Source organism: Stenotrophomonas sp. STEN029 (genome assembly GCF_056760015.1).
The window spans coordinates 1-23,187 of the sequence record NZ_JBRREC010000040.1 but is presented as its reverse complement, the minus strand read 5'-3'; the positions used below and the strand labels follow the sequence as shown (position 1 = coordinate 23,187).

At 64.1% G+C, this 23,187-nt stretch carries 22 protein-coding genes; 11 read left to right on the top strand and 11 right to left on the bottom strand.

Translation table 11 applies throughout. The annotated features are described in order from the left end of the window. Nucleotides 1-70: 70 nt before the first annotated feature. The 10 genes from ACVOLI_RS10595 to asnS form a co-directional block, all read right to left on the bottom strand. Nucleotides 71-757, bottom strand: a complete 687-nt coding sequence (locus ACVOLI_RS10595; RefSeq protein WP_282266112.1) for a DUF2461 domain-containing protein — start codon at nt 755-757, stop codon at nt 71-73. Further along, the gene (gene sbcB, locus ACVOLI_RS10590; RefSeq protein ID WP_481534582.1) at nt 754-2,193 is read right to left on the bottom strand and encodes an exodeoxyribonuclease I; all 1,440 of its coding nucleotides are present in this window, start codon (nt 2,191-2,193) and stop codon (nt 754-756) included. Before sbcB ends, ACVOLI_RS10595 begins: the two co-directional genes overlap by 4 nt. Further along, nucleotides 2,193-3,563 (bottom strand): FAD-dependent oxidoreductase, encoded by a 1,371-nt coding sequence (locus tag ACVOLI_RS10585; protein ID WP_481534581.1) that lies wholly within the window; start codon nt 3,561-3,563, stop codon nt 2,193-2,195. The genes sbcB and ACVOLI_RS10585 overlap by 1 nt, the downstream gene beginning before the upstream one ends. An 18-nt stretch (nt 3,564-3,581) precedes the next feature. After that, nucleotides 3,582-4,856 carry a kynureninase gene (gene kynU, locus ACVOLI_RS10580; protein WP_481534580.1) on the bottom strand — a complete coding sequence of 425 codons (1,275 nt, stop codon included), beginning with the start codon at nt 4,854-4,856 and terminating at the stop codon, nt 3,582-3,584. 50 nt (nt 4,857-4,906) lie between these two features. Further along, the gene (locus ACVOLI_RS10575) at nt 4,907-5,434 is read right to left on the bottom strand and encodes a 3-hydroxyanthranilate 3,4-dioxygenase (protein WP_296246135.1); all 528 of its coding nucleotides are present in this window, start codon (nt 5,432-5,434) and stop codon (nt 4,907-4,909) included. A gap of 149 nt (nt 5,435-5,583) precedes the next feature. Next, nucleotides 5,584-6,246, bottom strand: a complete 663-nt coding sequence (can, locus tag ACVOLI_RS10570) for a carbonate dehydratase (protein ID WP_296246133.1) — start codon at nt 6,244-6,246, stop codon at nt 5,584-5,586. Nucleotides 6,247-6,327: 81 nt separating this feature from the next. After that, nucleotides 6,328-6,972: an FMN-binding negative transcriptional regulator gene (locus tag ACVOLI_RS10565; RefSeq protein ID WP_481534579.1), complete on the bottom strand. Its 645-nt coding sequence runs from the start codon at nt 6,970-6,972 to the stop codon at nt 6,328-6,330. A gap of 10 nt (nt 6,973-6,982) precedes the next feature. Further along, nucleotides 6,983-7,294, bottom strand: coding sequence for a hypothetical protein (locus tag ACVOLI_RS10560; protein WP_282266095.1), 312 nt, complete (start codon nt 7,292-7,294; stop codon nt 6,983-6,985). Continuing rightward, on the bottom strand, nt 7,291-7,596 hold the full coding sequence (locus ACVOLI_RS10555; protein ID WP_481534578.1) for a hypothetical protein: 306 nt from the start codon (nt 7,594-7,596) through the stop codon (nt 7,291-7,293). Before ACVOLI_RS10555 ends, ACVOLI_RS10560 begins: the two co-directional genes overlap by 4 nt. Nucleotides 7,597-7,628: 32 nt before the next feature. Beyond that, a complete protein-coding gene (asnS, locus tag ACVOLI_RS10550) occupies nt 7,629-9,023 on the bottom strand; it encodes an asparagine--tRNA ligase (protein ID WP_481534577.1) in 1,395 nt (464 codons plus the stop codon). 149 nt (nt 9,024-9,172) lie between these two features. Between asnS and ACVOLI_RS10545 the strand changes: the two genes are divergently transcribed. Further along, nucleotides 9,173-9,511, top strand: a complete 339-nt coding sequence (locus ACVOLI_RS10545) for a HesB/IscA family protein (protein WP_282266089.1) — start codon at nt 9,173-9,175, stop codon at nt 9,509-9,511. Between the two features lie 286 nt (nt 9,512-9,797). On the opposite strand, the gene ACVOLI_RS10540 is transcribed toward ACVOLI_RS10545, so the two are convergent. Next, nucleotides 9,798-11,012: an MFS transporter gene (locus ACVOLI_RS10540; RefSeq protein WP_481534576.1), complete on the bottom strand. Its 1,215-nt coding sequence runs from the start codon at nt 11,010-11,012 to the stop codon at nt 9,798-9,800. 249 nt (nt 11,013-11,261) lie between these two features. Between ACVOLI_RS10540 and rpsF the strand changes: the two genes are divergently transcribed. The 10 genes from rpsF to mtnA all read left to right on the top strand — a co-directional run bounded on the left by rpsF (nt 11,262) and on the right by mtnA (nt 23,063). After that, complete coding sequence (gene rpsF / locus ACVOLI_RS10535; protein ID WP_282266085.1) at nt 11,262-11,693, top strand: 30S ribosomal protein S6; 432 nt, start codon at nt 11,262-11,264, stop codon at nt 11,691-11,693. 11 nt (nt 11,694-11,704) lie between these two features. Beyond that, nucleotides 11,705-11,935: a 30S ribosomal protein S18 gene (gene rpsR / locus ACVOLI_RS10530; protein WP_002804494.1), complete on the top strand. Its 231-nt coding sequence runs from the start codon at nt 11,705-11,707 to the stop codon at nt 11,933-11,935. Nucleotides 11,936-12,079: 144 nt separating this feature from the next. Then, nucleotides 12,080-12,529, top strand: coding sequence for a 50S ribosomal protein L9 (rplI, locus tag ACVOLI_RS10525; RefSeq protein WP_481510371.1), 450 nt, complete (start codon nt 12,080-12,082; stop codon nt 12,527-12,529). Between the two features lie 231 nt (nt 12,530-12,760). Further along, nucleotides 12,761-16,264 (top strand): chromosome segregation protein SMC, encoded by a 3,504-nt coding sequence (gene smc / locus ACVOLI_RS10520; RefSeq protein ID WP_481534589.1) that lies wholly within the window; start codon nt 12,761-12,763, stop codon nt 16,262-16,264. Nucleotides 16,265-16,312: 48 nt separating this feature from the next. Continuing rightward, nucleotides 16,313-17,053, top strand: coding sequence for a cell division protein ZipA (gene zipA / locus ACVOLI_RS10515; RefSeq protein WP_481534575.1), 741 nt, complete (start codon nt 16,313-16,315; stop codon nt 17,051-17,053). Nucleotides 17,054-17,236: 183 nt separating this feature from the next. Continuing rightward, entirely contained in the window at nt 17,237-19,714 is a 2,478-nt protein-coding gene (gene ligA, locus ACVOLI_RS10510; RefSeq protein ID WP_481534574.1) for an NAD-dependent DNA ligase LigA, read from the top strand. After that, a complete protein-coding gene (locus tag ACVOLI_RS10505) occupies nt 19,711-20,187 on the top strand; it encodes an N-acetyltransferase family protein (protein WP_481534573.1) in 477 nt (158 codons plus the stop codon). Before ligA ends, ACVOLI_RS10505 begins: the two co-directional genes overlap by 4 nt. Next, complete coding sequence (gene epmA / locus ACVOLI_RS10500; RefSeq protein ID WP_481534572.1) at nt 20,184-21,131, top strand: EF-P lysine aminoacylase EpmA; 948 nt, start codon at nt 20,184-20,186, stop codon at nt 21,129-21,131. Before ACVOLI_RS10505 ends, epmA begins: the two co-directional genes overlap by 4 nt. A gap of 122 nt (nt 21,132-21,253) precedes the next feature. Next, nucleotides 21,254-21,937, top strand: a complete 684-nt coding sequence (locus ACVOLI_RS10495) for a DUF3011 domain-containing protein (protein ID WP_481534571.1) — start codon at nt 21,254-21,256, stop codon at nt 21,935-21,937. 61 nt (nt 21,938-21,998) lie between these two features. Then, on the top strand, nt 21,999-23,063 hold the full coding sequence (gene mtnA / locus ACVOLI_RS10490; protein ID WP_481534570.1) for an S-methyl-5-thioribose-1-phosphate isomerase: 1,065 nt from the start codon (nt 21,999-22,001) through the stop codon (nt 23,061-23,063). The last annotated feature ends 124 nt before the right edge of the window (nt 23,064-23,187 follow it).

Below are 23,187 nucleotides of genomic sequence, written 5' to 3'. Positions count from 1 at the left end.
GCGGCTTCCTGTCGAAGGTTGCCGCCAAGCGTGCCGCAAACCAGGTTGGTTTGCGTGAAGCCCGCGCCAATCAGAATTCCAGGTCCAGCGCGGCGCACAGGTAGTCGACGAACGGGCCGAGTGCGGCCAGGTCCTTGGCCAGGGTCTGGCGCAGGCGCGGGCCGGTCATCACCTCGTCGTCCAGCGAACGCCACAGCACCCAGTTGCGGTGCTTGAGGTCGTCGATGAACTCGAAATCGGCCGGGAAGCCGCGCGGCGGCCGCACCAGCTTTTCGCTGCTCTCGAACTCGTAGCGCTTGCGCGTGGCCGGCGCATGCGCGGCGGCCTTCCAGCTGCCGGGGTTGTCGAGGATGAACTGGCGCAGGCGGCGCTGTACGTCCGGCTCGGGGTGCCAGATGCCAGCACCAACAAAGCTCTCGCCCGGTGCCAGGTGGATGTAATACGACGGCGCCGGTACCTGCTTGCGACGTTCGTGGAACAGGCGAGCCCCCTGCCAGGTCTTGTACGGCGCCTTGTCGTGAGAGAAGCGCGAGTCACGGTAGATGCGGAACAGCGAGCCACCAACAGTGCGCGGATCGGCCTGGAAGTGCGTGCTGACTTCGCTCAGGTCTGGCTGCAGGTCGGTGATCAAGCGCAGGAAGGGCTGGCGTACATGATCTTCGTACTGCTGCTTGTGCTCGGCAAACCAGGTCTTGTCGTTGTGGCGGGCCAGCCCGCGCAGGAACTTGAAGCTGGCATCGCTGAAATACTGGGTCATGGTGTGTCCTGCAGGGTATGGCGCCACTGGTCCAAGGCATCCAGCAAGGCCAGTGAGTCCGGGTTGTCCTTGTGTTCGTCGCGCAACTCGGCGATCTGCGCGATGTACTCGGGCAAGGTCTGCTCGGCCATGCCCGGGGTGGAAAAGCGCTGCTGACGATACGCATCCCAGCGTGAGCGCGCGGTGTCGTCCAGGGTTTGCGGGTGGTTGCGGGCGCGGTAGCGGAACAGCAGCTCGGGCAGGCGCGGATCGCGGAAGCGCTGTTCCAGCTCGGCCAATGCTTCCGGCGGTGCAGTGCGCGCCTTGCTGAGCAGGCCCTTGTCACCTTCGGCCAGGAAGCCGTCATACAACGAGGCATCGGCGTCGATCGGACCGTCATTTACGCGCTCACGCGCGAACACCTGGCGGGCCTTCTCGGCCAGCTGCGGGGCGAGTGCGCGCAGTTTCGCGGCCTTGGCTTCAATCACCGCAGGATCGATGGCCAGGCGTTCGAAGTCGGCATCGCGCAGATGGTTCCAGGCAACCAGCGCCGGTACCTTGTTGAGATGGACCTCTTTCAGCGGAATGCGCTGCTGGCCTTCGGGCAGGTCGGCCGCGCGGGTATACAGGCGCGCGGTGATCTCCTCCACCGACAGATCGAGCAGCGGTTCGATATCACCTTCCAGATCGAACACGATGACCCGGTTGTTGATATGCGGGTGGCGCGCCAATGGCAGCACCGGTGCGGCGCATAGGCGGCTGGCCGGGTAGCGCATCGAGATGTGCAGTACCGGCTCCATCGCCACCACGTCGAGCAGGCTGCCGACATAGCGTTTGTCGCGCAGGCGCAGTGCGTAATCCCACATGCGTGGCTGTGCCTCACGGAAGCGCCGGGCCATGCCGATAGTGGCGTAGACGTCGGACAGTGCTTCGTGGGCGTCGCCTTCGCGCACGTCATTGGCCAGCGCAAGATGCTCGAGCTTGAACGAGGTGGCGCCGTCTTCACGCTTGGGCCAGTTGATGCCGTCCGGGCGCAGCGCGTGCACCAACCGCAGCATGTCGAGCAGGTCCCAGCGCGAATTGCCGCTGCGCCACTCGCGCTCATAGGGATCATGGAAATTGCGGAACAGGCCGTAGCGCACAAACTCGTCATCGAAGCGCAAGGTGTTGTAACCCAGCGTGCAGGTCTGTGGCTTGCTCATCAACTCGTTGATGCGGGCGAAGGCCTCGGCCTCGCTGACACCTTCTGCCAACGCATGCTGCGGGGTAATGCCGGTGATCAAGGTAGCGACCGGCGAGGGCAGCAGGTCGTCGGCCGGCTTGACGTAGAAACTGACTGGTTCGTCGATGACTTTCAGGTTGGCATCGGTGCGCACTGCCGCGAACTGGGCGATGCGGGTGCGACGCGGGTCCTGGCCGAAGGTTTCCAGGTCATAGAACAGGAAGCTCTCGGCCATCAGTGCGCTCCTTCCAGTACCGGCAGGCGGTCGTGGATTACCTGCTCCAACCCGGCCCAGTCGATGTTTTCCAGCGAGTCATGGCCGGCGGTGGCGTCGGCCAGGATGGTCTGCTGCAGGCGGGTGCGTTCAAGCGCGACTGCATACGGCGTGTGCAGGAAGGTGACCATCGTGTAATGCGGCACGAAACGGGTGGGCCAGCGCGCCTGCAGCGCCTGCTCCAGCTCGCGCTGCAGCAGGTAGCTCGGGTCGGCGACGCGGTCGCGCATCTCCAGATAATTGTCCAGGGCCATCTGCTGGATGGCGGCGGCATTGGGTTTGCGCTCGGCTTCAAAAGCGGCGAAGGCTTCTTCGGTGCCGGGATACTCGGCCAGGCAGCGTGCCAGCACCACGCAGTCTTCGAACGCGCAGTTCATGCCCTGGCCGTGGAACGGCACCATCGCATGCGCAGCGTCGCCGATCAGCACGGCCTTGCCGCGCTGATGCCAGCGTTCCAGGTACAGCGTGCCGAGCAGGCCGGGTGGATGCTGTTCCCAGTCGGCGCGCAGGTCCGGTATCAACGGCAGCGCATCAGCGAAGTCGCGCTGGAACAGTGCTTCTGCTTCCGCACCATTGCGCACCGTTGCGAAACTGGGCTCGCCCTCATTGGGCAGGAACAAGGTGACGGTGAAGGTGCCTTCATCGTTGGGCAGGGCGATGCACATGTAGTTGCCGCGCGGCCAGATGTGCAGGGCGTTGGCCTCGATCTGGAAGCCGCCATCGGCTGCTGGCGGGATCTCCAGTTCCTTGTAGGAGTGATCGAGGAACTCGATGCGCTCGCCCAAGGGCAGCTTACGGTTCATCGCTGCACGCAGCGCCGAGCCAGCGCCATCGGCACCGATCAACGGCGTGTTGAAGTGGATGTCGTGTGGCTGGTCGTCGCGGTCATCGATGAAGCGTGCATAGCCTGCATCAAAGTCCACGGTATGCAGGCGACGATGGAAATGCACGGTTGCACCGGCTTCTTCGGCCAGCTGCAGCAAGGTGGTGTTGAGGTCCTTGCGGTGCACCGACCAGATCACTTCGCTGTCATCGCGGCCGTAGCGCTGCAGGTCGGCCGCGCCTTCGCGCGGGTGCACCATGCGCCCGCGCATCATCACCGCCTTGGCCATCACTTCGTCTTCGACGCCGGCCTGGCGCAAGGCATTGCGGCCGCGTTCGGCCAGTGCGAGATTTATCGAGCGACCGGACTCGTAGTCGGCGATGCGCGGATCACCGCGCCGTTCGTAGATGGTGATCTTCCAGCCCTGCCGCGACAGCAGGATGGCGAGCAGGGAACCGGCCAGGCCGGCGCCGATCAGGGTGAGACTGCGTGGGGTGGGGGTGTTCAAGTCACAGTATTCCGTTGGTCAGACGCCAGCCCAGGTTTCCACTTCGTCGACGAAGCGGTAGACATCGCTGTAGCGGTTGTACAAAGGCGTGGGCGAGATGCGGATGACATCGGGCTCGCGCCAGTCGCCGAGCACGCCGACCGATTGCAGGTACTCGAACAGCGAGCGGCCCTGCGCGCGACCGCCGGCCACGCGCAGCGACAACTGGCAGCCGCGGCGCTCGGGTTCGGCAGGCGTGATGATCTGCAGCACATGATCCAGGCGCGCACGCACCATGGTTTCCAGGTAGCCGGTGATCTTCAGCGATTTGGTGCGCAGTGCGTCCATGCCGGCCTCGTCATACAGCGTCAGCGATGCTCGCAGTGGAGCCAATCCGAGCACCGGCGGATTGCTCAGCTGCCAGCCTTCCGCGCCCAGCTCGGGCACGAACTCCGGTGCCATCTGGAAGCGGGTGGCCTGCTCATGACCCCACCAGCCGGCGAAGCGCGGCAACGAGGTGTCCCTGGCGTGGCGTTCGTGCACGAAGGCGCCAGCAACCGCACCCGGACCGGCATTCAAGTATTTGTAGTGGCACCACACCGCGAAATCCGGCGCGACATCGTGCAGGTTCAACGGCACGTTGCCGACCGAGTGGGCGAGATCGAAGCCGATGTTGGCGCCGTGCGCACGAGCGAGGCGGGTGATCGCATCGAGGTCGAACACCTGGCCGGTGCGGTACTGCACGCCCGGCCACAGTACCAGCGCGACACGCTTGCCGTGTTCGCTGATGGCCTGCTCGATGGCCTGCATCGAAATGGTGCCGCTGGCTTCGTCCGGCTGCACCTCGATCAGGTCGGTGGCTGGGTTGAAGCCATGGAAGCGGATCTGTGCCTCGACCGCATGGCGGTCGGTCGGGAAGGCGCCGGCTTCCATCAGGATCGCCGGGCGCTCGCTGCTCGGGCGGTAGAAGCTGACCATCATCAGGTGCAGGTTCACGCTCAGCGTGTTCATTGCCACCACTTCATGCGGCAGCGCGCCGACCACGCCGGCCAGCGAATCGCGCACCAGGCGGTGATAGCTCAGCCATTGCGTCGGACCGGTGAAGTGGCCTTCGACGGCGATGCGGCCCCACTGGTCCATCACTTCCAGCACCATCGCCTGGGCGCCGCGTGGCTGCAGGCCCAGTGAGTTGCCGACGAAATAGGCTTGATCGGTACCCTGGTGCTGCGGGATCAGGAACTGACTGCGCAGGTGGCGCAGCGGATCGGCAGCATCAAGTGCGGTGGCGTGGGCGGGTGACAGCGTTTCGTTCATCGGTGCGGACACGTCGAGGATGTACCCGCAGTGTAACCGCGCCCGACCACTCAGGCTTCTGGCGTGACCGGTCTGGGCAGTGGATGTACAGCGCCGCATTGTGTGCAGGTACGGTGTTCGGTCGAGGCATGGAACCGGTCGAAGACCTTGGGCAGATCGGTCTCGATGTTCTTCAGGTGGAAGAACTCCTCGTAGATCTTGTGATTGCACTGCTGGCAGAACCACATGAAGCCATCGAGCTCATGGTCCAGGCGCTTGCGCTCGACCACCAGGCCGATCGAACCGGGCATGCGCTGCGGCGAATGCGGCACGCGCGGTGGCAGCAGGAAGATCTCGCCGGCGCGGATCGGGATGTCGCGAACCGCGCCGTCTTCCTGCACGCGCAGCACCATTTCGCCTTCCAGCTGGAAGAACCATTCCGGGCCCTCGTCCCAGTGGTAGTCGTTGCGGCTGTTCGGGCCGGCAACCACCATGACGATGAAGTCACCGTTCTCGATCATCTTGTTGCCGACCGGCGGCTTCAGGAGATGGCGATGTTCCTCGATCCAGCCGAGCAGGTTCAGGGGTAGGGGGAGCATGCGGGGCCTATGTGATTGCAGTGCAGTTGCTGTATTCCCTTCTCCCTTCGGGAGAAGGTGCCCGAAGGGCGGATGAGGGTTGGTTGTGCGTTGGGCGCGGACCGACCCTCACCCCAACCCCTCTCCCGCAGGGAGAGGGGCTCTCAATCTCAGTGCCTTTTGCCCTTCCGCGGCACAAACGACAGCGCCTTCTCATACGCCGGCTGCAGCTCTTCCGGCGAGCCCACATCAATGCCCATCTCGCTGACCCGGCCGTCGCGCAGGCTGTAGACCCAGCCGTGCACCATCAGCTTCTGGCCGCGGGCCCAGGCGTCCTGCACGATGGTCGAGCGGCAGGCGTTGACCACCTGCTCGATCACGTTCAACTCGCACAGGCGCGCGTGGCGCAGCTCCGGGTCGTCGATCTGTGACAGGATGTCGTCGTGCTTCTGGGCGACATCACCGACGTGGCGCAGCCAGTTGTCGGCGAGGCCGACACGCACCTTGTTCAAGGCCGCATGCACGCCGCCGCAGCCGTAATGGCCGACGATCAGGATGTGCTTGATCTTGAGCTGGTCCACGGCGTACTGGATCACGCTCAGGCAGTTCAGATCGGTGTGCACCACCACGTTGGCGATGTTGCGGTGGACGAAGATCTCGCCCGGCGCCATGCCGATGATCTGGTTGGCCGGTACCCGCGAATCGGAGCAGCCGATCCACAGGTATTCCGGACTCTGCTGCTTGGACAGTTGCTGGAAGAACTCGGGATCTTCCTTCTCGATCCGGTCCGCCCATTCGCGGTTCTTCTGCAGCAGGTTATGGATGTCTTTCATGGTGAAGCTTCCCTTGCGATCTTGAGGGGGAGGGCGCTGCTGCGCGTTTGCACGGCAGCGTCGCGGGAAACGGGGCGCGGCTCAGGCATCAGGCTGGTCGCCGTGCTCACTGCGATACAGCTGCATCCACTGCGCCAGTTCGCGGGCGTCAGGGGTGTCCAGGGCCTGCAAGGCTTCGATCACCGCCAGCTGGTTTGCCTGCGGGTGGTTCTGGCTCAGCTTCAGCTTGATCTGGATCTGCTGCACGTCCAGGCGGAAGCCTACGATGGCGCGCAGCGATGGAGCGTGATCGTCCAGGCTGGGGTCAAACTGCCAATCCTGGCCGACGCTGGCCTCGAAGAAGTTGCTGGTGTCCGATAGCAGCTGTGCCAAGCCCGCCGTGTCATCGAAGCTGTGCAGTTCGCCGACAAGTTCAGCGGCTGCGTAGTTCCAGGTGGGAACGCGCGCCGCGCTTTCCTTGTCCGGGTACCAGCTGGCCGAGACATAGCCCTGCGGGCCGTTGACCAATACCTTGGCGCGGCCGAGCTGGCGGGACTGTTTGTTGGCCCTGGCCCAATGGCCGATCAGTTCGACCTTGTGCCCTTCGCGCCGGTACAACACCGGCACGCGGGTCAGTTCGGGCAGGCCGTCGTCGCCGGTGGTCAGCAGGGTCACGAATGGATCGCGCGCCAGCAGGCGGTCCAGCCAGAGCAGCTCGGTCTCGACGAAGGCGCGCTGGGCGAACACGAAAGGCCGCTTAGACCCGGGTGCCGAGCAGCTGCACCATGCGCTCGCGCAGCGTGTCGTCGTCGCCCTGCGGCGGGCTCACTTCGTGCAGCGAGAAACCACGATGCAACGCGTCTTCTTCGTCCAGGCCGTCAAAGGCCACGAACTCGGCGTCGAACAGCTGTGCACGAGCGGTGTCTTCGCTGTCGTAGCTCAGCGTGTTGCCATCGCTGTCCAGGATTTCAGCAGTGCCGCCTGGACGGACCCGCAGGCGCGCCCAGATCAGGGTGCCGCCGAGCTGTGCCAGCCACCACTGGTCGGGAGTGTTCTCGAAATCAGTCATTTCATTACCTGCGAAAAAAGCCACAACAGCAGTGCCATGCCCAGTCCGCCGAGCATCACCAGCAAGGCGATGCGGGCGGGTGTGGCCAAGCCGGACAGCGAGCGGTCGGCGATGCCGGTGAAGCCGCGGCCCAGCAGCCAGCGCAGGCACTCTGGTTTGAAAAAGGCGCCGGCACCGAATTCGGAGGCCAGCGCCGGATGCCGGTCGCGGATATGGACCAGCGTCAACGGCCAGAAAATCAGGAAGGCGCTGAGGCCGGCAATGGCCACGCCGACGAAGCAAAGAGCGAAGAACAAGGTCAACGGCGCCGCCTCCTGTTACTGGATCAGATGAATCAGTACTCCGCCGAACCCGGTGCGCGCGGGTAGGGGATCGCATCGCGGATGTTGGACAGGCCGCAGACGTAGACCACCAGGCGCTCGAAGCCGAGGCCGAAACCGGCATGCGGCACCGAACCATAGCGACGGAAATCGCGATACCACTGGTAGTGGTCCGGATCCAGGCCGAACTGCGCCATGCGTGCGTCGAGCACGTTCAGGCGCTCTTCGCGCTGGCTGCCGCCGATGATCTCGCCGATGCCCGGGGCCAGCACGTCCATCGCGGCGACGGTCTTGCCGTCGTCGTTCAGGCGCATGTAGAAGGCCTTGAAGTGTTCCGGGTAGTTGGTGACCACCACCGGGCGACCGACGTGCTCCTCGGTCAACCAGCGCTCGTGCTCGGTCTGCAGGTCCAGGCCCCATTCGACCGGGTAGTCGAACTTCTTGCCGGACTTCTGCAACAGGCTGATCGCGTCGGTGTACTCGATGCGCTCGAACGGTGCGTTGACGAAGGCTTCCAGGCGGGTGATGGCGTCCTTCTGCACGCGTTCGGCAATGAAGGCCATGTCGTCGGCGCGCTCGTCGAGCACGGCGCGGAACAGGTACTTCAGGAAATCCTCCGCCACACGTGCGTTTTCGGCCAGGTCGGCGAAGGCGATTTCCGGCTCCACCATCCAGAACTCGGCCAGGTGGCGGGTGGTGTGGCTGTTCTCGGCACGGAAGGTCGGGCCGAAGGTATAGACCTTGCTTAGTGCCAGGCAGTAAGCCTCGACGTTGAGCTGGCCGGACACGGTCAGGAAGGTTTCCTTGCCGAAGAAGTCACGGCTGAAGTCGATCTGGCCATCGCTGGTGCGGGGCAGGTTGGCCATGTCCAGCGTGGAGACGCGGAACATCTGGCCGGCACCCTCGGCATCGGAGGTGGTGACGATGGGCGTGCTGATCCAGTAGAAGCCGTTCTCGTGGAAGTAACGGTGCACGGCCTTGGACAGGCAGTCGCGGATACGGGTGACCGCGCCGAACAGGTTGGTGCGCGGGCGCAGGTGCGCCACTTCGCGCAGGAACTCCGGCGACATCGGCTTGGGCTGGATCGGGTAGGTCAGCGGGTCTTCGACCCAGCCGACGATCTCGAGGCTTTGTGCCTGGATCTCGAAGCTCTGGCCCTTGCCCTGCGACTTGACCAGGGTGCCGGTGGCGATCACCGAGCAGCTTGGGGTCAACTTCTTGATGTCTTCGAAATTGGACAGGGCTTCGGTGGCCACGACCTGGATCGGGGCAAAGCCCGAGCCATCGCTGACGTTGACGAAGGCCAGTCCAGCCGAGCCGCGCACCGTGCGGACCCACCCGCGGACTGTGACTTCTCCGCCTTCCGGGAACTTCCCGGCAAGGGCGTGTGCAACGCTGACCACCGTCATGACTTGAATCCTCTGTTGATCGACTCGATCTGTGAATGCGAGATTTTAGCGGTTCAACACCCGGGCAGGCGAGCATTTATCAGCGCTTGCAGTCCGGCGGACCGCCTCCATCTATAATTGGACCGTAATTCTGCTGGAGTCGCCCCATCATGGCTGTTCATCTGACCCCCATCGCCCATTCCCGCGTGCAGCGTTTCGTCAGCGGCACCCCGGGTGCGCTTGGCCTGCGTTTTGGCGTGACCCGCACCGGTTGTTCGGGCTGGGGCCATGTCACCGACCTGGCCAAGGATGAGCGCGAGGGCGACACCGTATTCGAGCAGGACGGCGTGCGCATCTACGTGGACGCGCAGAGCCTGCCGCTGGTGGATGGCACCGAAATCGACTTCGGCAAGCAGGGCCTGAGCGAGACGTTCACCTTCAAGAATCCCAACGCAGCGGCCGAATGCGGCTGTGGCGAGAGCTTCACCACCGACGACATGCACCGCTGAGAAGAGCGGTGGCTAGGCTTTTGTAGGAGCGGCATAAACCGCGAAGCAGGTCCGATGTTGGGGCCGGAAAAGCAGGAATCCCAGAAGGCCTCCCCTAGTAGAGCCGAGCCATGCTCGGCTGGAGCATTCCCGGCGATATCCGGGATTGTGCATGAGGCCCCTGCCGAGCTTGGCTCGGCACTACAGCTGCTGGTTTTGCCAGGAAAGCCCCTTGCCGAGCATGGCTCGGCACTACGGGCTGGTTTTGCCAGGAAAGCCCCCTGTCGAGCATGGCTCGGCACTACGCTCAGTCGGCGGCCAATTGCGCGGGGGCGCCCTGGCGGCGCTGCAGCGCCACCGCGATACCCCACAGCAGCAGACCAACTGCTGCCGTCGCCGCGCCTACATAGCCGGTGGATGCGTGGCCATAGCCGGCGCCAATCGCCATGCCGCCCAGCCACGGGCCCAGCGCATTTGCGGTATTGAAAGCGGCATGGTTCGAGGCCGCGGCCAGGGTCTGGGCCTCGCCGGCGGCGTCCATCAGGCGGGTCTGCAGGGCGACGGCCAGGGCGCCCATTGTGCCCACGGCGATGATCGCCGGCACCATTGCCCAGGCCGAGTTCGCGGCCAGCGGGAACAGCATCAGCACCACGATGGACCATGCCAGCAGCACGCCGGCAGCGCGGAACTGCAGCCGGTCGACCAGCTTGCCGCCGGCAACATTGCCGATGATCGCGCCGACGCCGAACAGGCCGACCGCGACCGGCATCCAGCGTTCATTGATGCCGGTGACGTTGACCAGGGTGGGGGCCAGATAGGTAAATACGCAGAACATGCCGGCGAAGCCAATCGCGCCGATGGCCAAGGCCAGCCATACCTGGCTGGTATTGAAGGCGCGCAGTTCACGCATCGGCGAGGTGCGGACTTCATTGGGATCGGCTGGCAGCTGGCGGGCAACCATCGTCACCGTGGCGAGGGCGAGCAGGCTGACCAGCACGAAGGCGCTGCGCCAGTTGAACTGCTGGCCCAGCCAGGTGGTCAGCGGGTTGCCGAGCAGGATGGCGATGGAAAGGCCCAGCAGCACCTTTGAGACGGCCGCGCCGCGCTGTTCCGGCGGGCTGATCGAGGCGGCGACCAGCATGGCTACGCCGAAATAGGCGCCGTGCGGCAGGCCGGCGACGAAGCGCGCCAGCAGCATCGTGTGGTAGCTCGGGGCCAATGCGCTGGCCAGATTGCCGATGGCGTAGAAGGCCATCAGCCATAGCAGTAGGCTACGGCGGCGCAGGCTGGCGCCGGCAAAGGCCAGCAGCGGTGCGCCGACCACCACGCCAATGGCGTAGGCGCTGATCAGGTGACCGACCTGGGCTTCGGTGATTGCCAGGCCGCGGCTGATTTCCAGCATCAAGCCCATGCTGGCGAATTCGCTGGTGCCGATGGCGAAGCCGCCCAGTGACAGTGCAATGAGGATGAAAGTGCGCTGGCGCGGCGTCAGCTGCGCTGCCAGGGAAAGCGTGGAATTCACGTCAGGCGGTCCGGGGAGGGCGTGGAATCGGTTACATAGTGTACTGTTGCGACGCAGCATCCGTGGCGACCGAGGCTTGTCGCGGCGACGGATGCTGTGTTGCACGGGCCGGGGTAACTTGCCTCCAGTTCACTTCCAGTGGATAATGCCCGGCTTCCTGCGCTCCCAGTGCAGGATCCCTTGCCCCACCGCGAAGCACAGCGGGGGGCTGTCCAGCCCGTCAGGGCTATATCCGAAAGGTATAAAAACATGAGTCGTCATTACGAAGTCGTGTTCCTGGTCCACCCGGATCAGAGCGAACAGGTCCCCGCCATGATCGAGCGCTACAAGGCGCTGGTCGAAGCCGGCAACGGCACCATCCACCGTCTGGAAGATTGGGGCCGCCGCCAGCTGGCTTACCCGATCCAGAACCTGGTGAAGGCTCACTATGTTCTGCTGAACATCGAAGCCGACCAGGCAGTTCTGAACGAACTGACCGAGAGCTTCCGCTTCAACGACGCCGTGCTGCGCAACCTGGTCATCAAGCGTGACGAGGCTGACACCGAGCAGTCGCTGATCATGAAGAGCAAGGACGAGAAGGGTGACAAGCCCGAGCGTGGCGAGCGCCGTCGTCGTGACGACGAAGAAGGTGCATCTTCCAACAATGACGAAGCCGGCGACGACGCCGCTTCTGCTGAATAAGGAGCACTTTCATGTCCAAGTTCTTCCGCCGCCGCAAGTTCTGCAAGTTCACCGCTGAAGGCGTGAAAGAGATCGATTACAAGGATCTCAACACCCTGCGTCAGTACCTGACCGAGAACGGCAAGATCGTTCCGAGCCGCGTGACCGGCACCAAGTCCAAGTACCAGCGCCAGCTGGCCACGGCCGTCAAGCGCGCCCGTTTCCTGGCCCTGATCCCGTACACGGACAACCACGACGTCTAATCCGATTTTTCGGAAGAACCCGCATCCGTTGCGGGTTCTCGACAGGAAATCCGGCCTTGGCCGGATTTTCCGCATCCACCGTCCTATTCGGACAGCAAGCGTTGCGGAGCCATCGGCCCCGCTAACGAATAACGGAGCTACACCATGAAGCTGATTCTTATCCAGAAAGTGACCAACCTCGGCGGCCTGGGCGACCTGGTTGACGTGAAGCCGGGCTACGGCCGTAACTTCCTCGTGCCGCAGGGCAAGGCCGTTCCGGCCACCGCCAGCAACATCGCCGAGTTCGAAGCCAAGCGTGCTGAGTACGAAGCCAAGGCCCAGGCCTCGCACAACGATGCCGAAGCCCGCGCTGCCAAGTTCGAAGGCGCCAGCGTCACCATCGGTGCGCACGCTTCGACCGAAGGCAAGCTGTACGGTTCGGTTGGCCCGCGCGATATCGCTGAAGCCTTCACCGCTGCCGGCCTGGAGCTGAGCAAGAGCGAAGTGATCCTGGGCGAAGGCGCTTTCCGCAATGTTGGCGAGTTCGACGTCATCGTCAAGCTGCACGCCGATGTGGAAACCACCGTCAAGGTCATCGTCGAAGCCGACGCCTGATCCTGCCGTACTGGTTGTAAAGAACGGGCGCCGCGAGGCGCCCGTTTCTTTTGGCCGTCTGGTGGGTCTGGTCACCGATGGCCATGGGTGTCGCTATACTCGGTTGCCAGTGCCGTGCTTTGATCGTTGAATTCCCCGGAATATCAATAGGTTGAGTGCGGGAAGGGAACCTCCGGAACCTCATTCCGGATGTCGGCAGTTGTTGCCGATGTCCGCCAACAGCCCGATTCCATGCGTCTATCCACGATCAAGCTCTCCGGTTTCAAGTCGTTCGTCGATCCGACGACGTTGCACCTGCCGACCAATATGACTGGCGTTGTCGGTCCGAACGGCTGTGGCAAGTCCAACATCATCGATGCGGTGCGCTGGGTGATGGGCGAGAGCTCGGCCAGCCGCCTGCGCGGCGATTCGCTGACCGATGTGATCTTCTCCGGTTCGGCCGGGCGCAAGCCGGTGTCGCAGGCGACGGTGGAGCTGATCTTCGATAATTCCGACCACACGATCTCCGGTGAGTACGCCTCGTTCAACGAGATATCGGTCAAGCGCACGGTCAGCCGTGATGGCAGCAGCAACTACTACTTGAACGGCACCAAGTGCCGCCGCCGCGATATCACCGATCTGTTCCTGGGCACCGGGCTTGGCCCGCGCAGCTACTCGATCATCGAGCAGGGTATGATCAGCCAGATCATCGAGGCGCGCCCGGAAGACCTGCGCGTGTATCTGGAAGAGGCCGCAGGCATCTCCAAGTACAAGGAGCGCCGCAAGGAAACCGAAACCCGCATCCGCCACACCCGCGAGAATCTGGATCGGCTCAACGACCTGCGCGAGGAAATCGGCAAGCAGCTCGAACACCTGAAGCGCCAGGCACGGCAGGCCGAGCAGTACCAGGCGTTGCAGGAAGAACGCCGGGTCAAGGACGCGGAATGGAAGGCGCTGGAATACCGTGGCCTCGATGGCCGTCTGGGTGGCCTGCGCGAAGCCCTGTCGCGCGAGGAAACCAAGCTGCAGCAGTTGATCGCCGAACAGCGCGAAGCGGAAAGCCGTATCGAAACCGGCCGCGTGCGCCGCGAAGAAGCGGCCGAGAATTTGAACAAGGCACAGGCCGATGTGTACCAGGTAGGCAGCACCCTGGCCCGGCTTGAGCAGCAGATTCACCACCAGCGGGAACTGGCGCAGCGTTTGCACAAGGCGCACGACGAAACCCGTCAGGCGCTGTCCGAACTTGGCCAGCACATCAGCGGCGACGAGGCCAAGCTGCTGGTGTTGCGTGAGTCGGTGGAGAATGCAGAGCCGCAGCTGGAGCAGCTGCAGGAAGATAACGAGATCCGCCAGGAAGTACTGCGCGAGGCCGAGGCCAAGCTGGCCGACTGGCAGCAGCGTTGGGAGGCGCATAACCGCAACACCTCCGAAGCAACCCGCTCCGGCGAGGTCGAGCGCACCCGCGTGGACTATCTGGACAAGCAGGTGCTTGAAACCGACCGTCGCCGCGAAGCATTGCAGGCAGAACGCGCCGGCCTGGATCTGGATGCGCTGGCCGAGGCCTTCGAGCAGCTGCAGCTGGAACATGAGACCCAGAAGACCGCGCTGGAAACCCTGAACGAGCAGGTCGAGTTGCGCAAGGAGTCGGTGACGGCACTGCAGGAACAGCAGCGCACCGGTCAGTCGGAACTGGCCGATGTGCGCAAGCAGGCACAGTCGGCGCGCGGCAGGTTGTCGTCGCTGGAGACGCTGCAGCAGGCGGCGCTGGGTCAGGAAGAAGGTGCAGCGGCCGCATGGCTGAAGGTGCGTGGCCTGGACACGGCCGCGCGCGTTGGCGAGCGCATCACCGTTGAAGGCGGCTGGGAGAACGCGGTTGAAAGCGCGCTTGGGCAACTGATCGAAGGCGTGCTGGTGGATGCGCCGGAAGCCCTGGTTGATGCGCTGGCTGAGCTGGGCGAAGGGCGCATCGCACTGGTTGCTGATGCAGGCGGCAAGGCTGACTTCGCGCCGACCTCATTGGCGGCAAAAGTGCAGGGGCCGCTGGCCATCCGTCGTCTGCTGGCGCATCTGCATGGCGCTGAAGACCTGGCGCAGGCGCAGCAGTTGCAACGCACGCTCGGCGACAGCGAATCGGTGATCACCCGCAGCGGTGAGCGTCTGGGCCGGGGCTGGGTGCGCATGTCGCGTTCCGGCGCGGCCGAGCAGGGCGCGCTGCTGCGCGAGCGCGAGATCGTCACCTTGCGCGAGCAGATCGAATCCCTGCAGGAACGTGAGGCTGCGTTGGAACAGCAGCTGGCTGGCCTGCGTGAGCAATTGTTGGCCGCCGAGCAGCAGCGCGAAGACGTGCAACGCTCGTTGTATCAAGCGCATCGCGCCGGCTCCGAACTGGCGGGGCAGATGCAGAGCCAGCAGGGCAAGCTGGAATCCACGCGCACGCGCATTGAACGTATCGAGGCTGAGCTGGCGCAGCTGCTTGAAACGCTGGATGTCAGTCGTGAGCAGGCGAGCGAGGCGCGCCTGCGACTGGATGAGGCGGTGTCCAGCATGGGCGACCTGGAGTCGGCCCGGCATGCGCTGGAAAGCGAGCGCAGGCAGATGAGTGATGCCCGCGATCAGGCCCGTGATGCTGCACGCAATGTGCGCGACAGCATGCATGCGCTGGCGTTGACGCTGGAGTCGCAGCGCACCCAGATCAGTTCGCTGAGCCACGCGCTGGAACGCATGGGCACCCAGCGCGGTCAGCTGGATTCACGTCTTGGCGAACTGCACTCGCAGCTGGATGAGGGCGATACGCCGGTCCATACGCTGGAAGCCGAGCACCAGAACACTTTGGCCGAGCGTGTGCGTGTTGATCGCGTGCTCGCCGAAGCGCGTACCTTGCTTGACGGTATCGATCATGAGTTGCGTGGCCTGGAACAGACCCGCCACCAGCGCGACGAGCAGTCACTTGCCCAGCGCGAGCGCATCTCGCAGCGCAAGCTCGACCAGCAGGCCTTGGTGCTCAGCGCCGAGCAGTTGTCGGCCGCGGTGGAGAAGGCCGGCTTCGTGCTGCAGGACGTGATCAATACCTTGCCCGAAGATGCGCGCCTGTCCGACTGGGAATCGACGGTGCACCAGATCGATGGCCGCATGCGCCGGCTGGAACCGGTCAACCTGGCGGCGATCCATGAGTACGGTGAGGCCTCGCAGCGCTCCGAATACCTGGAGGCGCAGAACGTCGATCTGAATACCGCACTGGAAACCCTGGAGGACGCTATCCGCAAGATCGACCGCGAAACCCGCGGGCGCTTCAAGGACACCTTCGACCGGGTCAATTCCGGCGTGCAGGCGCTGTACCCGCGCCTGTTCGGCGGTGGCCATGCCTACCTGGAGCTGACCGGCGAAGACCTGCTCGACACCGGTGTGACCATCATGGCGCGGCCGCCGGGCAAGCGCGTGTCCAATATCTCGCTGCTGTCCGGCGGTGAGAAGGCGATGACCGCGGTGGCGCTGGTGTTTGCGATCTTCCAGCTCAACCCGGCCCCGTTCTGCCTGCTGGACGAGGTGGATGCGCCGCTGGACGAGGCCAACGTCGGTCGCCTGGCCAATATGGTCAAGGAAATGAGCGAGAAGGTGCAGTTCCTGTTCGTCAGCCATAACAAGGCGACGATGGAGGCGGCGCACCAGTTGTCGGGTGTCACCATGCGTGAGCCGGGTGTCAGCCGACTGGTCAGTGTTGATCTGGAAGAGGCTGCCCGATTGGCGGGCGCGGCCTGACGTGCCATCCTTTAACCACCTGAACGATTAATCCGGAGACTGCAGCGCATGTCTGACACGGCACTGTTGCGTATCGGCATTCTGGTTGCCGGCGTTTTGCTGGTAGCGGCCATTTTCTTTTTCAGCCGGCCAAAGCGCCTGGCCCAAGGCAAGCGCAAGGAACCTGCCAGTGGCGAGCAGCCGCGGCGCGAGCCGGTGTTGGGCGGTGCCGATGGCGCTGCAGGTGCCGAGCTGGGCGAGGGTGGTGCAGAAGGCGGCGGCGTGAGCCAGCCCGAGCTTGGCCTCCCTGACGTGGACGAAGGCAACCTGAGTGAGCTCGGCAAGCGGCCTACCCAGGATTTCGACAAGATTGTCTCGCTGTACGTGGCTGCCCGTTCCGGGCAGGTGCTGCGTGGCGAGGACATCGTGGTGGCGGCGGAAAAGACTGGCCTGGTCTTCGGCTACATGAATGTGTTCCACCGTCTGGTGGAAGGGCATTCGGAGCGCGGCCCGATCTTCTCGATGGCCAGCATCATGAAGCCGGGCAGTTTCGACATGGCCAACATCCGCGAGATGGAAACCCCGGCCATTGCGTTCTTCCTGACACTGCCGGCGCCGATGACCGCGCTTGATGCCTGGGAAAAGATGCTGCCGACCGTGCAGCGCATGGGCGAGCTGCTGGATGGCGTGGTGCTGGATGACAGCCGCAATGCGCTGGGTCGCCAGCGCATCGCGCATATCCGCGATGATTTGCGTGCCTATGACCGCCAGCATCAGGCGCCGCCGCTGACCAAGTCGCCGCGTTGGTAAAGCTTTAAAAGCTATCCCTCCCCAGCGCTCCCCTGGCTACGCCAAGGGAGGGGGCAGGGCTTTTCCCCCTCCCTTTGCCGCAGGCAAGGGGAGGGCCGGGGAGGGGTGCTTTTCGCAGCAAACGTAAATCCCAAGCACCACCAGCTCACCCGCGCCAACACTCCGCGCAGGTAAAATCGCCGCATGAACCAAAACACCGCCGCCACCCAGCGCATCAGCGAACTCCGCCGCCAGCTGGCCGACGCCTCGCGCGCCTATCACGAGCACGACGAGCAGATCATCCCGGACGCCGACTACGACCGGTTGATGCGCGAGCTGGAAGCGCTCGAAGCTGCACATCCGGAACTGGACAGCGCCGACTCGCCCAGCCATCAGGTCGGTGGCAAGCCGTCATCGCGCTTTCCGGAAGTCGTGCATGCGGTGCCGATGCTGTCGCTGGGCAACGCCTTCACCGATGCCGAGGTGCACGACTTCGTGCGCCGCATCGATGAGCGCCTGCATCGCCGCGAGTTGTTCTTCTCCGCAGAGCCCAAGCTTGATGGACTGGCCATCAACCTGCGCTACGAAAACGGCGTGTTCGTGCAGGGCGCGACCCGCGGCGATGGTGCCACCGGTGAAGACGTCAGCGCCAACCTGCGCCAGATCAAGGTCATCCCGCAGCAACTGGACGGCCAAGGCTGGCCTGAAGTGCTGGAAGTGCGTGGCGAGGTCTACATGCCGCGTGCCGATTTCGAACGCTACAACGAGCAGGCGCGCCTGCATGGCGGCAAGGTGCTGGCCAATCCGCGCAATGGCGCGGCCGGCTCACTGCGCCAGCTTGACCCGAAGATCAGTGCGCAACGGCCGCTGAGTTTCTATGCCTATGGCCTCGGTGAAGTGTCCGGTGGCGAGCTGCCCGAAACGCATTCGGCAACCCTGGCGCAGCTGGCACAGTGGGGCTTCCCGGTCAGCGACCTGTGCAAGGTGGTGCAGGGTGCCGAAGGTCTGTTGGCGTACTACCGCGACATCGGTGAGCGCCGCGACAGCCTGGCCTATGACATCGATGGCGTGGTCTACAAGCTCGATGATCGCGATGGCCAGCAGGAAATGGGCTTTGTCGCACGCGCACCGCGATGGGCGATCGCGCACAAATTCCCTGCTCAGGAACAGACAACAACGGTCGAGGCCATCGAGATCCAGATCGGCCGCACCGGCGCGGCGACGCCGGTTGCACGGTTGAAGCCCGTGCATGTGGCCGGTGTCGTCGTAACCAATGCCACCTTGCACAACGCCGACCAGATCGCGCGCCTGGATGTGCGGGTTGGCGACGCGGTCATCGTGCGCCGTGCCGGCGACGTGATCCCGGAAGTGGTCAGCGTCATTGTTGATCGTCGCCCCGAAGGCACCATGCCTTGGCAGATGCCGCGCACCTGCCCGGTATGCGGCTCGGAAATCGTGCGCGAGGAAGGCGAGGCGGCTTGGCGCTGCTCGGGCGAGCTGAGCTGCCCGGCACAACGCAAGGAAGCCATTGCCCACTTCGCCTCGCGCAAGGCGATGGATATCGATGGCCTGGGTGACAAGTACATCGAGGTGTTGGTGGATGCCGGCATCGTGCGCGGCGTCGCCGATCTGTATGCACTCAACCGCGATCAGCTGCTGGTGCTGAAGCTGGCGCTGGATTCCGATTCCCCGGAAGCACTCGCCTCGCAGCTCGGTCAGCACCTGCAGCCGGAAGGCAGCGGCGAGACCCTCAATCGCATCCTCAAACTGGATGCGGGCGATGCCTCCTGGCGCGCACAGGCCTTGTCGGTGCCGGCCAGCTTTGAGTGGAACACCAGGAAGATCGCCACCAAGTGGGCAGATAACCTGATCGCCGCGATTGCAGCCAGCCGCAACACCACGCTGGAGCGCTTGCTGTTTGCGCTGGGCATCGAACACGTGGGCGAAAGCACCGCCAAGGCCTTGTCGGCGTGGTTTGGTGATCTCGAGTTGATCCGTCACCTGCCGTGGCCGATGTTCAAGCGCGTGCCGGATATCGGTGGTGAAGTTGCCCGCTCGATTGGTCATTTCATGGCGCAGACGGGCAACCAGCAAGCCATTGACGCGTTGTTGGAGCGTGGCGTGCAGATCAGCGATACGCACGCGCCCAATGCAAAGCTGCGCGCCGATCTGAATCTGGCCACCTTGTTGGCGGATCTGGAGATTCCGAAGGTCACGCCGGTGCGCGCGCGCCAGCTGGCCGAGGCGTTCCGTTCCACGGCGGCGATCCTGGATGAAGAAGCACACAATTTCATGACCGCTGGTCTGCCGGCGGAGACCGCCAATGCGCTGGTTGCCTGGCTGAATGTTGATGCCAATGCACAACTGTTCAGCGCGGCTGGCGCAGCATTGGAACGTTTGCTAGCGATCACGCCGGAGGCGCAGGAACAGGTCGCTGGCGTTCTCGACGGCAAGACCGCAGTGCTCACCGGCACCTTGACGCAGATGGGCCGCGACGAGGCCAAGGCCCGGCTTGAGGCCTTGGGCGCGAAGGTCGCCGGCAGCGTCTCGAAGAAAACCAGTTTCGTGGTGGCCGGCGCCGAAGCCGGCTCCAAGTTGGACAAGGCAAATGAGCTCGGTGTGGACGTATGGGACGAGGCGCGTCTGCTTGCCTTCCTCGCCGAGCACGGAGAACAGGCATGAGTGAGATCAAGGCGCGCTTGGCGCTGCTGGAAGACTTCCCGCAGCTGATCGCGATGGTGCGCGAGTTCTATGTGGAAGACCAGATTCCCTATATCGCCGAACGGGTCGAGCCCGGTCTGCGGACGCTGCTGGAGCAGCCCAGCTGTGGCGCGGCGTTGCTGATGCTTGATGGTGACAGCGTGGTCGGCTACATCACCCTGGGTTGGTGCTTCAGTGTTGAGCAGGGCGGTCGTTTCGTGCTGCTGGATGAGTTGTATCTCGGTCCGGCCGCGCGTGGTCGCGGTTGGGGGCGGCAGGCCTTGGCGCTGGCCCGTGACTGGGCTGCAGGGCAGGGCGCGGCGGTGATCAGGCTGGAAGTGAATCACCACAATGCCAAGGCCAAGTCGTTGTATCTGTCGGCTGGCTACCGCGACGATGAGCGCGACATCCTGACCTTGTCACTGGATGGGCACTCCGGGCGTTTGCACTCGTGATCGTGGCCCTGCGTCAGCGCGCACGCTTGAATGCATTGATCCGTGGTTTCTTTGCCGCGCGCGATGTCCTGGAAGTGGAGACGCCAATCATGTCGGCTGCCGGCAACACCGAGCCGAATATCGAGGGCTTCCATACCCGCTTCAGCGGGCATGTCGATGCTGGTTCGCCGCAGCGCTGGTTGCGTACCTCGCCGGAGTATCCGCTCAAGCGATTGCTGGCCGCCGGTGTGGGCGATTGCTACGAACTTGGCCGGGTATTCCGCAACGGCGAGGCCGGCGGGCGGCACAATCCCGAGTTCACCATGCTGGAGTGGTACCGGGTTGGCTGGGATCACCACCGGCTGATCGAAGAAACCATTGCGCTGGTGCAGGAATCGTTGGCGCTGGTGCAGCGTCCGCCTGCATCGGTGCGCATCGTCAGCTACCGCGACCTGTTCATGCAGGCGGTGGCGCTGGATCCGTTCCTTGCCGACGAATCGCAGCTGCGTGCGGGTCTGGGCGAAGTCGGCATCCAGCCTGATGGCCTGACCCGCGACGACTGGTTGGATCTGCTGATGAGCCATCGCATCCAATCGCAGTTCGCGGCCGATGCCATCACCGTGATCCATGACTGGCCGGCCAGCCAGGCCGCGCTGGCCAGGATCCGTCCAGGCACGCCGCCATTGGCTGAACGCTTTGAGCTTTACCTGGGGCCGGTCGAACTGGCCAATGGCTACCACGAGCTGAACGACGCAGTTGAGCAACGCCAGCGGTTCGAGCGCGATCTGGCGATCCGCGCGGCGCGCGGAGCTGAACAACCGCCCTTGGATGAAGCCTTTCTTGCGGCATTGCCGTCGTTGCCTGCCTGCGCAGGTGTTGCGGTCGGCGTGGATCGCTTGTTGATGGCCTTGGCTGGTACGCCGCGTATCGGTGATGTATTGGCGTTTGATTTCGCCAACGCCTGATGCAGGTTTGCGCTTGATCAAGGATCTGCATGTTGCCAGCGACGATGATGATGCTTTGCTCACAAAGACTCAGGCAGTGTGTGATCATCGGAACCCATCATGACCGAACAGGGGAGCGTCTGATGAAGCGGGTCTGCGGCTTGCTGCTAGTGCTGGCGCCGACCGTACTGGCAGCCCGGGAATCTGCTCCAACAGCGGCGGACCGGCAGGTTGTGCGCTGCGAATCAGGTGATCAGCTGCGGGCCTTCTGCCCGATGGATACCAGTGCTGGCGTGCAATTGGTGCGGCAGCTGTCCAGGCGTGACTGCATCCGAGAGACCAGTTGGGGCGTCGAAGGCAACGCGGTTTGGGTAAGCCGGGGTTGTAGTGCTGAATTCGCGCGGCCGCAGGCTTCCACCCGCACAACACGGCGGGTAGTACGTTGTGAATCCAAGGGGCGGACGGAGGTTTGCCCCGTGGTGTTGCGTGGGGCACCTGTGCGCTTGCTGCGGCAGCAGTCAGTGTTGCCATGCCGCGAAGGGCGCAGCTGGGGATATAGCGGCAAGGAGATCTGGGTTAGTCGCGGTTGTCAGGGCCTGTTCGAGGTTGGCGCCGAGGATGGCTCCGGCTTTGTCGATGTCCCGCGCCGGGTTACCTGCGAATCGAAGAGCGAGCTGCGACGCGAATGCGGCGTCAGCGTCACGCGCCGGGTTACCTTGGTGGAGCAGCTTTCCAAAGCGGCCTGCCGGGAGGGGGACAGCTGGGGCTGGGATCGCAATGGGATCTGGGTGGACAAGGGCTGCCGCGGCGAGTTTTCCGCCGATTGAGTGAGGCTGGCGGGTTCAAGCGTGTTGGTCCGCGCCGGCTGGTGCCGATTACAATATGCGGATGAACGATACCTCCGCCATTGATTACGCCCGTTACGACCATATCCGCCCGATCCGCTGGACCGGCGAAGCCCTGGAGCTGCTGGATCAGCGCAAACTGCCGTTCATCGTCGAGCACGTGCTGTGCCATGACAGTGACGCGGTAGCCGAGGCCATTCATGCCTTGACCGTGCGCGGTGCACCCGCCATTGGTATTGCTGCAGCCTGGGGCGTAGTGCTGGCGGCGCGCGAAGTGCAGGCCGATGACGGTGCTGCTGCATTGCAGGTGTTGGCGCCGGCGTTGGATCGACTCAATGCCTCGCGTCCCACTGCCGTCAACCTGGCCTGGGCGCTGGCACGCATGCGCCGCGCTATCGCCGCTGCCGGTTCGGACTGGAAGCTGGTCGCCGCGCTTGAAGCGCAGGCCATCGCAGATGAGGATCTCGCTGCCAATCGCCACATGGGCGCGTTGGGCGCAGCGCTGATTGCGCCGGGCAGCGGCGTGCTGACCCATTGCAATACCGGCTCGCTGGCCACTGCAGGCTTTGGCACCGCCTTGGGGGTGATCCGCGCTGGCGTGGCGCAGGAGCGTATCGCGAAGGTGTTTGCGGGGGAGACCCGGCCGTGGTTGCAGGGCGCACGCCTGACCGTGTGGGAGCTGCAGCAGGATGGCATCGACGCGACCCTGATCGCTGACTCGGCTGCTTCGCACCTGATGAAGACCGGCGCGGTGCAGTGGGTGATCGTTGGCGCCGACCGGATCTGCGCCAACGGCGACACCGCCAACAAGATCGGCACCTATCAGCTGGCCATCGCGGCCCGCCATCATGGGGTCAAGTTCATGGTGGTTGCGCCGTCCTCGACCGTGGACATGGGCACCGCCCATGGCGACGAGATCGAGATCGAGCAGCGTGACCCGGGTGAACTGTTCGGCGTGGGCGGTGTACGCACCGTAGCCGAAGGCATCGCCGCCTGGAACCCGGTGTTTGACGTGACCCCGGGCGAGTTGATCGACGCCATCGTCACCGAACGCGGCGTGATCCTGAAGCCTGACCTGGCGACGATGTCTGCCGCGTTCTCCAATTAACCGGTAGTGCCGAGCCATGCTCGGCATGGGCACGCGATTGTAGTGCCGAGCCACGCTCGGCAGGGGCGCGCCAATGTAGTGCCGAGCCATGCTCGGCAAGCGACTTGCGCGGTAAGGCCCCAGC